Below are 12,119 nucleotides of genomic sequence, written 5' to 3' on the forward strand. Positions count from 1 at the left end.
TTCTGCTCCTTAATCAGTAAAGGGAATGCGTGTTGGCTTCTATCTGCGCGCGCGTGATGCGGCCAAACATTTTGTAGTAGCACCAGCTGGTGTAAATCAGAATAAGCGGCACAAAGATCGCGGCCGTAACGGTCATGATTTTCAGCGTCAGCAGGCTGGAAGTGGCGTCCCACATGGTCAGGCTATGGTTCATCATGCTGCTGGAAGGCATCACAAACGGGAACATCGCCACGCCCGCCGTCAGGATCACGCAGGCTACCGTCAGCGAAGAGCAAAGAAACGCCCAGCCGCCTTTATTCATCCGTGAACAGATAACGGTAAACAGCGGCAGCAGCACGCCCAGCGCCGGGATAATCCACAGCAGCGGCTGATGGGTAAAGTTTACCAGCCAGCCGCCCGCTACGCGGGTCACTTCTTTCGCCAGCGGATTGGAAGCCGCATTGTGATCCAGCGTGGACACCAGCTGATAGCCTTCAATGCCGTACTTCACCCAAATACCGGCCAGCACGAAGCCCGCCATCATCACCAGCGTGGCGATCTGCGCGATCGTTTTGGATCTGAGATACAGCTCACCCGTGGTGCGCATTTGTAGGTAAGTGGCGCCCTGAGTCAGGATCATGGTGACGCTGACCACGCCTGCCAGCAGCGCAAACGGGTTCAGCAGCTGGAAGAAGCTGCCGGTGTAGAACAGACGCAGATATTCATCGGCATAGAAAGGCACGCCCTGTAACAGATTGCCAAACGCCACGCCAATAACCAGCGGCGGCACAAAGCTGCCGATAAAAATGCCCCAGTCCCACATGCCGCGCCAGCGCGGATTTTCTATTTTGGAGCGGTAGTCGAATCCTACCGGCCGGAAAAACAGCGAGGCCAGCACCAGCATCATCGCCACATAAAAGCCGGAAAAGGCGGCGGCGTAGACCATCGGCCAGGCGGCAAACAGCGCGCCGCCTGCGGTGATAAGCCATACCTGATTGCCGTCCCAGTGCGGCGCGATGGTGTTGATCATAATACGGCGCTCAACGTCGTTGCGGCCAATCAGACGGCCAAGCATCCCAACGCCCATATCAAACCCGTCGGTAACCGCGAAGCCGATCAGCAGCACGCCAATCAGTACCCACCAGACGAAACGCAACAGTTCATAGGTGATCATGGTTAAACTCCTGTTCCGGTGGCCTGTTCAAAGTGATAACGCCCTGTTTTCAGGCTGCTTGGCCCGCGCCTGCCGAACTTAAACATCAGGTACATCTCGGCAAGCAAAAACAGCGTGTAAAGCCCGCAGATAAGCAGCAGCGAAAACAGGATTTGACCCGTGGTCAGCGATGAGTTGGCAACGGCCGTCGGCAGCACTTCGCCAATCGCCCACGGCTGGCGGCCATATTCGGCAACAAACCAGCCGGCTTCCGCAGCAATCCACGGCAGCGGGATGCCGTACAGCGCGCATTTCAGCAGGAAGCGGCTTTGACCAATGCGGTTACAGATGACGCTCCAGAAACAGCAGAGGGTAACCAGCAGCATCAGCACGCCGCACGCCACCATGATGCGGAAAGCGAAATAGAGCGGCGCGACGCGTGGGATGGAATCCTGCGTGGCCTGACGGATCTGCGCCTCGCTGGCGTCGGCCACGTTCGGCGTATAGCGTTTCAGCAGCAGCCCGTAACCCAAATCCTGCTTCGCCTGGTTAAAGGCGGCGCGCACTGCCGGATCGCTGTTGCCTTCCCGTAGCTGTTCCAGCAGCTGGTAAGCGCGCATCCCGTTGCGGATGCGGATCTCATGCTGCGCCATCAGATCTTTGATGCCGGTAACCTGTTGATCCACAGAGCGGGTAGCGATCAGGCCCAGCGCCCAGGGGATCTGAATGGCGTAGCGGTTTTGCTGCGCCTGCTGATCGGGCAGGCCGAACAGCGTAAAGGCCGCCGGCGCGGGCTGCGTTTCCCATTCCGCTTCGATAGCGGCAAGCTTGGTTTTCTGCACGTCGCCGACCACATAGCCCGACTCGTCGCCCAGCAGGATCACGGCCAGAACGGCTGCCATGCCGAAGCTGGCGGCAATAGCGAAAGAGCGCTTAGCAAAAGCGATATCGCGACCGCGCAGCAGATAGAAGGCGCTGATGCCCATAATGAACATGGCGCCGCAGGTGTAGCCTGCCGCAACGGTATGCACAAATTTGACCTGCGCCACCGGATTGAGGATCAGTTCGGAAAAGCTAACCATCTCCATGCGCATGGTTTCAAAATTGAATTCTGAGCCGACGGGATTCTGCATCCAGCCGTTCGCCACCAGGATCCACAGCGCCGACAGGTTAGAGCCTAACGCCAGCAGCCAGGTGCACGTCAGGTGCTGCACTTTACTCAGCCGATCCCAGCCGAAAAAGAACATGCCGACAAAGGTGGATTCAAGGAAAAAAGCCATCAGGCCTTCAATAGCCAGCGGCGCCCCGAATATATCGCCGACGTAATGGGAATAATAAGACCAGTTGGTGCCGAACTGGAATTCCATCGTCAGGCCGGTGGCCACGCCAAGCGCAAAGTTAATACCGAAGAGTTTCCCCCAGAATTTCGTCATATCTTTATAGATTTGTTTGCCTGACAGCACATAAACCGTTTCCATTATTGCCAGCAAAAACGCCATTCCCAGCGTTAAAGGGACAAACAGAAAATGGTACATCGCCGTTAGCGCAAACTGTAAACGCGACAGTTCGACCACATCTAACATGTTGACTCCTTGCTCCGTGCTCAGTTTTGTCCATGCGCCGGGCGGCCAGCGTATGGCGCAACAGGATCGCTCCTCATCGGGGTGACGTAACCCTGTAGGTAAGTGAATAATGTTAATGAGAAAAAATCAGCGGGCCCGCGCCGTTGCTGTTTTTGCAGGATAGCGATCGGGAAAATTTGCGATCGACACAGGAAGTCCCTTTTTATAATTAAAAGCGTAAAGCTGATTTTTTGACGCAGAGCAATTTAATCCCAAAGCTGATTTTTAGCCAGCCTCCGAAGCGTAAATAACTTGCGTTTCTTTGATCGCGATTAATTAATTGCGATAAAGTAAATATGAAAGGGATTACTTTAACAAAGAGGATGATTTAATTTAATTAATATTCAATACAGAAAACAATTTTGTAATATTAACCGGCGGGGTTAATTTTATCGCGTTATTTTACAGGAAGCTTTGCATTATATTAGCTTATTAATAAGAAAGCTTAACCAATATTCCGGCATGAATGCAAAAATAAAAAAGGCTGCCCTGAGGCAGCCCTGATGAGAAGATGGATCCGGCTTACTGCGGCAGAACCGCTTTCACCGCATCGCCGATATCGGCCAGGCTGCGCACGGTTTTCACGCCGGCCGCTTCCAGCGCCGCGAACTTCTCGTCCGCCGTGCCTTTACCGCCTGCGATAATCGCGCCCGCGTGGCCCATACGCTTGCCTTTCGGCGCGGTAACGCCTGCGATATAGCCGACAACCGGCTTGGTCACGTGCTCTTTGATAAAGGCGGCGGCTTCTTCTTCCGCACTGCCGCCGATCTCGCCGATCATGACGATCGCTTCAGTCTGCGGATCGTCCTGGAACAGTTTCAGGATATCGATAAAGTTAGAGCCAGGGATCGGGTCGCCGCCGATGCCCACGCAGGTGGACTGGCCGTAACCGATATCGGTAGTCTGCTTCACGGCTTCATAGGTCAGCGTGCCGGAACGGGACACGATGCCGATACGGCCTGGCTTATGAATGTGGCCCGGCATGATGCCGATTTTGCATTCGCCTGGGGTGATAACGCCAGGGCAGTTCGGGCCAATCATACGCACGCCCGCTTCATCCAGCTTCACCTTCACGGTCAGCATATCCAGCGTCGGGATACCTTCGGTGATGGTGATAATCAGTTTGATGCCCGCGTCGATCGCTTCCAGGATGCCGTCTTTGCAGAACGGCGCCGGAACGTAAATTACGGAGGCGGTGGCGCCAGTGGCTTCTACCGCTTCACGCACGGTATTAAAAACCGGCAGGCCCAGATGTTCGGTGCCGCCTTTGCCTGGCGTTACGCCGCCAACCAGCTGGGTGCCGTAAGCCAGCGCCTGCTCGGAGTGGAAAGTGCCCTGTCCGCCGGTGAAGCCCTGGCAGATTACCTTGGTGTTTTTATCGATCAGAATGGACATTATTTACCCTCCGCTGCGGCAACAACGCGCTGCGCCGCGTCGCTCAGGCTGGTTGCTGCAATAATATTCAGGCCGCTGTCCGCCAGTTTCTGCGCGCCCAGCTCGGCATTGTTTCCTTCCAGACGCACCACGACCGGCACGTTAACGCCCACTTCCGCTACCGCGCCGATGATGCCGTCAGCAATCAGGTCGCAGCGGACGATGCCGCCGAAGATGTTGACGAAGACGGCCTTCACCGCGTCGTCAGAAAGGATGATTTTGAACGCTTCGGTCACGCGCTCTTTGGTGGCGCCGCCGCCAACGTCCAGGAAGTTAGCCGGCTGGCCGCCGCTCAGCTTCACGATGTCCATGGTGCCCATCGCCAGGCCTGCGCCGTTAACCATACAGCCGATATTGCCTTCCAGCGCCACGTAGTTCAGTTCCCACTGCGCAGCGTGCGCTTCGCGGGAGTCTTCCTGGCTTGGATCGCGCATTTCACGCAGCTCCGGCTGGCGGAACAGCGCGTTGCCGTCTGCGCCCAGCTTGCCGTCCAGGCAGATCAGATCGCCCTGCTTAGTGATCACCAGCGGGTTGATTTCGACCAGCGCCAGATCGCGCTCCAGGAACATGGTCGCCAGACCCATAAAGATTTTGGTGAACTGACCAACCTGTTTGCCGGTCAGGCCCAGTTTGAACGCCAGCTCGCGGCCCTGATAAGGCTGCGGGCCGGTTAACGGATCCAGCGCCATTTTGTGGATCAGATGCGGCGTCTCTTCCGCCACTTTTTCAATTTCCACGCCGCCTTCGGTCGAGGCCATAAAGACTACGCGACGGGTGCCGCGATCCACGACCGCGCCCAGGTAAAGTTCCTGATCGATGTCGGTTGCCGCTTCCACCAGGATCTGGTTGACCGGCTGACCGTTAGCGTCGGTCTGGTAAGTGGTCAGACGCTTGCCCAGCCAGTGCTCGGCAAATGCGCGGATCTCTTCTTTGCTTTTTACTACCTTCACGCCGCCCGCTTTACCACGGCCTCCGGCATGAACCTGACATTTCACGACCCACGGGCCAGCGCCAATTTTAGAAGCGGCTTCTTCTGCTTCGCGTGGAGTGGTGCAGGCATAGCCGACAGGTGCCGGTAAACCATACCGGCCAAACAGCTGTTTTGCCTGATATTCATGTAAGTTCATGTTGTTAATCCATCCAGTTCGGAAAAGACTTGGCCAAATCCGGCAGTATGCCAGCGCTTTGGCCACACATAGGGTTGAGCGCGGCTTTCACCGCGCCCGACAGGAATTAAACGTCCAGCAGCAGACGAGACGGATCTTCCAGCAGCTCTTTGATCGCGACCAGGAAGCTCACGGACTCTTTGCCGTCGATCAGGCGATGATCGTAAGAGAGCGCCAGATACATCATTGGCAGGATCACCACCTGACCATTGACCGCCATCGGACGATCTTTGATCGCGTGCATCCCCAGAATGGCACTCTGCGGTGGGTTGATGATCGGCGTGGACATCAGCGAGCCGAAGACGCCGCCGTTGGTAATGGTGAAGTTACCGCCGGTCAGTTCGTCTACGGTCAGCTTGCCGTCACGGCCTTTGATCGCCAGCTCTTTGATTTTTTTCTCGATATCCGCCATGCCCAGCGCATCGATATCTTTCAGCACCGGCGTAACCAGGCCGCGCGGCGTGGATACCGCGATGCTGACGTCGAAGTAGTTGTGGTAAACCACATCTTCGCCGTCGATAGAGGCGTTAACTTCCGGGAAGCGCTTCAGGGCTTCCACTACCGCTTTCAGGTAGAAGGACATAAAGCCCAGACGGATGCCGTGACGTTTTTCGAAGGCTTCGCCGTACTGCTTGCGCAGGTTCATGATCGGCTGCATGTTGACTTCGTTAAACGTGGTCAGCATCGCGGTGCTGTTTTTCGCTTCCAGCAGACGCTCGGCGATACGCTTACGCAGACGAGTCATCGGCACGCGTTTTTCGCTGCGGCCAGCCAGCGAAGGCGCGGCTTCAGCCGCTTTCGGCTCGGCGGCTTTGGCAGCTGGCGCTTTCGCCAGGTGTTTCTCTACGTCTTCACGGGTCAGACGTCCGCCCACGCCGGTGCCTTTGATCGCCGACGGCTCCAGACCGTGTTCGGCAATCAGGCGACGGATAGCCGGGCTGAGCGCGTCGTTGCTCTCTTCTTCCAGCGAGGCGCTCTGGCGCTGCGCCGGAGTAGACTCTTTCTCTTCCGTTTTGGCGGAGCTTTCTTTGCCGCCGCTGTTGCCTTCTTTCAGGCGACCCAGCGCCTGACGAGAAGTTACGGTGGCACCTTCGTCTTCCAGAATCGCTTCCAGCACGCCGTCGGCGGAAGCAGGCACTTCCAGCACCACTTTGTCGGTTTCGATTTCTACCAGCACTTCGTCACGGCTGACCGCGTCGCCAGGTTTTTTGTGCCAGGTCGCTACGGTGGCGTCGGCGACGGATTCAGGCAGGTCGGGAACGAGAATATCTACGCTACTCATTATTTTTCCTTTAATTAATTAACGTTCAGCGCGTCATTAACCAGATCTTGCTGCTGCTGCTGGTGAACGGACATATAGCCAACTGCCGGCGAGGCCGAAGCGGGACGACCGGCGTAACGTAATGAAGCACCAAACGGCACTACCTCACGGAAATGATGCTGGCTACAGTACCAGGCACCCTGATTCAGCGGCTCTTCCTGACACCAGACAAAATCATGCACGTGCGCGTACTGCTGGAGTTTTTCCTGCACCGCTTTGTGCGGGAACGGATAGAGCTGTTCAATGCGGACGATAGCCACGTCGGTCTGCTCGTTTTTACGCCGCTTTTCCAGCAGATCGTAATAGACTTTGCCGGAGCAGAGCACCACGCGCTTAACGCCTTTTGGATCGAGATCGTCGACTTCGCCAATCGCCGGCTGGAAGCTGCCGTTAGCCAGCTCTTCCAGCGAAGAGACCGCCAGCGGATGACGCAGCAGCGATTTCGGCGACATCACCACCAGCGGACGACGCATCCCGCGCAGCGCCTGACGACGCAGCATGTGGTAAACCTGCGCCGGCGTGGAAGGCACGCAAACCTGCATGTTCTGCTCGGCGCAGAGTTGCAGATAGCGTTCCAGACGCGCGGAGGAGTGCTCCGGCCCCTGCCCTTCATAGCCGTGCGGCAGCAGCATCACCAGACCGCACATGCGGCCCCATTTCTGCTCGCCGGAGCTGATGAACTGGTCGATAACCACCTGCGCGCCGTTGGCGAAGTCGCCGAACTGCGCTTCCCAGATAGTCAGCGTGCGCGGTTCCGCCGTGGCGTAACCATATTCAAACGCCAGCACCGCTTCTTCAGAGAGCACGGAATCCCAGACGCGGAACGTGCCCTGACCGTTATGGATATGCTGTAACGGCGTATAGGTAGAGCCGTTGGCCTGGTTATGGATCACCGCGTGACGATGGAAGAAGGTGCCGCGGCCCATATCTTCGCCGGACAGACGGCACGGAATGCCTTCGTCTACCAGCGTGGCGTAGGCCAGGTTTTCCGCTGCGCCCCAGTCAAATGGCTTCTCGCCTGCGGCCATCGCGGCGCGGTCGTTGTAGATCTTGGCCACGCGCGACTGCATTTCAATCGCTTCCGGCACGGTGCTGATGCGTTTGGCCAGCGCCTGCAGGCGTTTCAGATCCAGCGTCGCCGGATAGCTTTCGTCCCACTCGTGGTTCAGGTAAGGCGACCAGGTAAAGGAGTGCAGGCTCATCGGACGCCATTCCGGCACCACGCATTCACCGGCATCCAGCGCGTCGCGATAGAGATTGACCATCTCCGTCGCGTCTTCCAGGCTGGCGACCTGTTCCGCTTCCAGACGGTCGGCGTAAAGCTTACGCGGCGTCGGATGCTTTTTGATTTTCTGGTACATCACCGGCTGCGTTGCGCTTGGCTCGTCGGCTTCGTTGTGGCCGTGGCGGCGGTAGCAAACCAGATCGATAAAGACGTCGCGCTTGAAGGTGTTACGGAAATCAAGCGCCAGGCGGGTAACAAACGCCACCGCTTCCGGATCGTCAGCGTTGACGTGGAAGATCGGCGCCAGCACCATTTTACCGATGTCGGTACAGTACTGCGTGGAGCGCGCATCCTGCGGATTAGACGTGGTGAAACCAATCTGGTTGTTGATCACGATGCGCACGGTGCCGCCAACTTCATAGCCGCGTGCCTGCGACATGTTCAGGGTTTCCTGCACCACGCCCTGGCCGGTAACGGCCGCGTCGCCGTGGATGGTGATCGGCAGCACTTTGCTGCTGCGCGGCTCGTCCAGACGATCCAGACGGGCGCGAACCGATCCCATGACTACCGGGCTGACGATTTCCAGGTGCGACGGGTTAAACGCCAGCGCCAGATGCACCATGCCGCCTTCGGTTTCCACGTCGGACGAGAAGCCCATATGGTATTTCACGTCGCCGGTGCCGAGATGCTCTTTATGCTTGCCGGAGAACTCGTCGAACAGGTCCTGCGGCTTTTTGCCCAGCACGTTGATCAGCACGTTCAGACGACCACGGTGCGCCATACCCAGCACCACTTCGCGCGTGCCGCTTTTGCCCGCGTGACGGATCATCTCGTTCAGCATCGGCACCAGCGCATCGCCGCCTTCCAGCGAGAAGCGTTTCGCGCCGGGGAATTTCGCGCCCAGATAGCGCTCCAGCCCTTCCGCAGCGGTCAGCTGTTTCAGAAAGCCTTTTTTCTCATCCGTAGAGAAAGAGGCCTGGCCCGCCACCGATTCAATGCGCTGCTGGATCCAGCGTTTCTCTTCGGTGTTGGTGATATGCATATATTCCGCGCCGATCGAGCCGCAGTAGGTTTGCTGCAGCAGGCTGAACAGATCGGCCAGCTTCATCGTATCTTTGCCGAAGGCGAAGGAACCTACGTTAAAGGTTTCCTGGAAATCGGCCTCGGTCAGATCGTGAAACGCGGGATCCAGATCCGGCACCGGCTCCTGTTTCCACAGGCCCAGCGGATCGAGATTGGCCTGCTGATGGCCACGGAAGCGGAAGGCGTTAATCAGCTGGAGCACCTTCACCTGCTTGGCGTTGGTGTCGGGATCGCTGACGGAAGAGGTATAGCGAGAGGCATCTTTCGCCAGACGCTTGAAATATTCGCGAGTGGTGGAGTGGAATTGCTCTGGCCTGACTCCGTGACCCGGAAGCTGCTGAAACAGCGTTTTCCAGGCCGCATCGACAGAGTCAGGATCGGTCAGATAGTCCTCATAGAGCTGCTCTATATAGGTCTGATTCGCGCCGGCCAGCCAGGAGGAGTCCAGCCAGGGTTTCATCGCGCTGTTCTGCATTGTGATCCCTTAAAGCATTACGCTTTTTTGTTGCCGTGATTATGTAACGGAACAGCTAAGCCCCGCGCCGCGTCAGCGGCTTGCCCTCGGCCGTGTTCCGCTTAAGCAAAACCCGGCCTGATAAAACGACCGGGAGCCAGGCTCCCGGACGGTCTGCGCTTAAGCGCTTCGCGCCAGCAGCATCGACTTGATATGGCCGATGGCGCGCGTCGGGTTCAGCCCTTTCGGACAAACGCTGACGCAGTTCATAATGCTGTGGCAGCGGAATACGCTGAACGCATCGTTAAGGTCATCCAGGCGTGCACCGGTTTCCGTATCGCGACTGTCGATCAGGAAACGGTAGGCCGCCAGCAGCCCCGCCGGCCCGATAAACTTGTCCGGGTTCCACCAGAACGACGGGCAGGAAGTGGAACAGCACGCACAAAGAATACACTCGTACAGGCCGTCCAGTTTTTCCCGCTGTTCCGGCTGCTGCAGGTGCTCGCGAGCCGGTGGATTTTGCCCATTATTCAACAGGTAAGGCTTAATTTTCTCATATTGAGTGTAGAACTGGCCCATGTCTACTACCAAATCGCGGATGACCGGCAATCCAGGCAGGGGACGGATCACAATTTTACGTTTTCCCGCGCCGAGCGCGGAAACCGGCGTAATGCAGGCCAGGCCGTTCTTACCGTTCATATTGATGCCGTCGGAGCCGCAGACGCCTTCGCGGCAGGAGCGACGGAAAGCCAGCGTCGGATCTTTCTCTTTCAGACGGATTAGCGCATCCAGCAGCATCATATCGCGCCCTTCTTCCGACTCCAGGCTGTAGTCCTGCATCCGCGGCGCGTCATCGACGTCCGGGTTATAACGATAAACTGAAAATTCGATTCTCATCATATGCTCCGCGAACTAGTAGGTACGGGCTTTCGGCGGGAAAGCCGCGCGCAGTTTCGGCTCCATGTTCACCTCACGGCGAGTCATGCTTTCGCTCTGCGGCAGATAGACGCTGTGGCACAGCCAGTTTGCGTCGTCACGTTCCGGGTAATCGAAGCGGCTGTGCGCGCCACGGCTTTCCGTACGGTAGTTGGCGGCAACCGCGGTGGCGTAAGCCGTTTCCATCAGGTTATCCAGCTCCAGACACTCAATACGCTGGGTATTGAAGTCAGGCGAACGGTCGTCCAGACGGGCGCTTTTCAGCCGCTCGCGCAGGACTTTCAGCTCTTCCAGACCTTTTGCCATCGCGTCGCCTTCGCGGAATACCGAGAAGTTGTTCTGCATGCAGGTTTGCAGCGCTTTACGCAGCTCGGCAGGATCTTCGCCGGTTTCGTTATTGTTCCAGCGGTTCAGGCGCGCCAGCGAGGCGTCGATCTCTTCATCGGTAGCGTCCAGCAGCTCGCCCTGCTCCAGCATCGACTGCTGTAAATGCAGGCCAGCCGCGCGGCCAAATACCACCAGATCCAGCAGCGAGTTGCCGCCGAGACGGTTAGAGCCGTGTACGGATACGCAGGCGATTTCGCCTACGGCAAACAGACCCGGCACCACGACGTCTTCGCCCTGCTCGTTCAGCGTTATCGCCTGGCCGGTCACTTTGGTCGGAATGCCGCCCATCATATAGTGGCAGGTCGGGATAACCGGGATAGGCTCTTTGACCGGATCGACGTGGGCAAAGGTGCGGGAAAGCTCCAGGATACCCGGCAGACGCGCTTCCAGCACATCTTTACCCAGATGATCGAGCTTCAGCTTGATATGCGGGCCCCACGGGCCTTCGCAGCCGCGGCCTTCGCGGATTTCGATCATCATCGAGCGGGCAACCACGTCGCGTCCGGCCAGATCTTTGGCGTTAGGCGCGTAGCGTTCCATAAAGCGCTCGCCGTGCTTGTTCAGCAGGTAGCCGCCTTCGCCGCGACAGCCTTCCGTCACCAGCACGCCCGCGCCAGCAATGCCGGTCGGGTGGAACTGCCACATTTCCATATCCTGCACCGGCACGCCGGCGCGCAGCGCCATGCCCACGCCGTCACCGGTATTGATGTGTGCGTTGGTGGTGGACTGATAGATACGGCCTGCGCCGCCGGTCGCCAGCACGGTGGCTTTTGCTTTAAAGTAGACGACTTCGCCATCTTCGATATTCAGTGCGGTACAGCCGACCACCGCGCCGTCGGCGTTTTTCACCAGATCCAGCGCATACCACTCGGAGAAGATGGTGGTCTTGTTTTTCAGGTTCTGCTGATAGAGCGTATGCAGCAGCGCGTGGCCGGTACGGTCAGCCGCTGCCGCGGTACGTGCCGCCTGCTCGCCGCCGAAATTTTTCGACTGGCCGCCGAACGGACGCTGATAGATACGGCCATCGTCCAGACGGGAGAACGGCAGGCCCATATGCTCCAGCTCCAGAATCGCTTCCGGGCCGGTTTTGCACATATATTCAATGGCGTCCTGGTCACCGATATAGTCGGAACCTTTCACCGTGTCGTACATATGCCATTCCCAGTTGTCTTCATGACTGTTGCCCAGCGCGACGGTAATACCGCCCTGCGCGGACACGGTGTGGGAACGGGTCGGGAATACTTTAGATAACAGGGCACAGGTCTGGCCCGATTGGGAAATTTGCAGTGCGGCACGCATACCTGCACCACCTGCGCCGACTACGACGGCATCAAATTCTCTGACTGGCAACTTCATTTT

Annotated in this window: 8 protein-coding genes; all 8 read right to left on the reverse strand. The window is 57.7% G+C overall.

The window, feature by feature from the left end; all coding sequences use genetic code 11:
- Positions 1 to 13 precede the first annotated feature (13 nt).
- On the reverse strand, positions 14 to 1,153 hold the full coding sequence (cydB, locus tag ACMGEE_RS06325) for a cytochrome d ubiquinol oxidase subunit II (RefSeq protein WP_253454875.1): 1,140 nt from the start codon (positions 1,151 to 1,153) through the stop codon (positions 14 to 16).
- A 2-nt stretch (positions 1,154 to 1,155) separates the two neighbouring features.
- Positions 1,156 to 2,715 (reverse strand): cytochrome ubiquinol oxidase subunit I, encoded by a 1,560-nt coding sequence (gene cydA / locus ACMGEE_RS06330; protein WP_253454876.1) that lies wholly within the window; start codon positions 2,713 to 2,715, stop codon positions 1,156 to 1,158.
- Positions 2,716 to 3,276: 561 nt separating this feature from the next.
- The gene (sucD, locus tag ACMGEE_RS06335) at positions 3,277 to 4,149 is read right to left on the reverse strand and encodes a succinate--CoA ligase subunit alpha (RefSeq protein WP_125288610.1); all 873 of its coding nucleotides are present in this window, start codon (positions 4,147 to 4,149) and stop codon (positions 3,277 to 3,279) included.
- Positions 4,149 to 5,315 (reverse strand): ADP-forming succinate--CoA ligase subunit beta, encoded by a 1,167-nt coding sequence (gene sucC, locus ACMGEE_RS06340; RefSeq protein WP_125288609.1) that lies wholly within the window; start codon positions 5,313 to 5,315, stop codon positions 4,149 to 4,151. Before sucC ends, sucD begins: the two co-directional genes overlap by 1 nt.
- A gap of 106 nt (positions 5,316 to 5,421) precedes the next feature.
- Positions 5,422 to 6,636: a 2-oxoglutarate dehydrogenase complex dihydrolipoyllysine-residue succinyltransferase gene (gene odhB / locus ACMGEE_RS06345; protein WP_253454877.1), complete on the reverse strand. Its 1,215-nt coding sequence runs from the start codon at positions 6,634 to 6,636 to the stop codon at positions 5,422 to 5,424.
- A 14-nt stretch (positions 6,637 to 6,650) separates the two neighbouring features.
- Entirely contained in the window at positions 6,651 to 9,458 is a 2,808-nt protein-coding gene (sucA, locus tag ACMGEE_RS06350; RefSeq protein ID WP_253454878.1) for a 2-oxoglutarate dehydrogenase E1 component, read from the reverse strand.
- Between the two features lie 159 nt (positions 9,459 to 9,617).
- Entirely contained in the window at positions 9,618 to 10,334 is a 717-nt protein-coding gene (locus ACMGEE_RS06355; protein ID WP_253454879.1) for a succinate dehydrogenase iron-sulfur subunit, read from the reverse strand.
- Positions 10,335 to 10,349: 15 nt separating this feature from the next.
- On the reverse strand, positions 10,350 to 12,116 hold the full coding sequence (sdhA, locus tag ACMGEE_RS06360; protein WP_253454880.1) for a succinate dehydrogenase flavoprotein subunit: 1,767 nt from the start codon (positions 12,114 to 12,116) through the stop codon (positions 10,350 to 10,352).
- Between the last annotated feature and the right edge of the window lie 3 nt (positions 12,117 to 12,119).

The organism is Erwinia artemisiae, from assembly GCF_051400835.1.
In the GTDB taxonomy this organism is placed as follows: Bacteria; Pseudomonadota; Gammaproteobacteria; order Enterobacterales; family Enterobacteriaceae; genus Erwinia; species Erwinia aeris.

Excerpts from the sequence above, each read along its gene's own strand:
- cydB (WP_253454875.1), bottom strand. The coding sequence starts at position 1,153 with ATGATCACCTATGAACTGTTGCGTTTCGTCTGGTGGGTACTGATTGGC.
- cydA (WP_253454876.1), bottom strand. The coding sequence starts at position 2,715 with ATGTTAGATGTGGTCGAACTGTCGCGTTTACAGTTTGCGCTAACGGCG.
- sucD (WP_125288610.1), bottom strand. The coding sequence starts at position 4,149 with ATGTCCATTCTGATCGATAAAAACACCAAGGTAATCTGCCAGGGCTTC.
- sucC (WP_125288609.1), bottom strand. The coding sequence starts at position 5,315 with ATGAACTTACATGAATATCAGGCAAAACAGCTGTTTGGCCGGTATGGT.
- odhB (WP_253454877.1), bottom strand. The coding sequence starts at position 6,636 with ATGAGTAGCGTAGATATTCTCGTTCCCGACCTGCCTGAATCCGTCGCC.
- sucA (WP_253454878.1), bottom strand. The coding sequence starts at position 9,458 with ATGCAGAACAGCGCGATGAAACCCTGGCTGGACTCCTCCTGGCTGGCC.
- ACMGEE_RS06355 (WP_253454879.1), bottom strand. The coding sequence starts at position 10,334 with ATGAGAATCGAATTTTCAGTTTATCGTTATAACCCGGACGTCGATGAC.
- sdhA (WP_253454880.1), bottom strand. The coding sequence starts at position 12,116 with ATGAAGTTGCCAGTCAGAGAATTTGATGCCGTCGTAGTCGGCGCAGGT.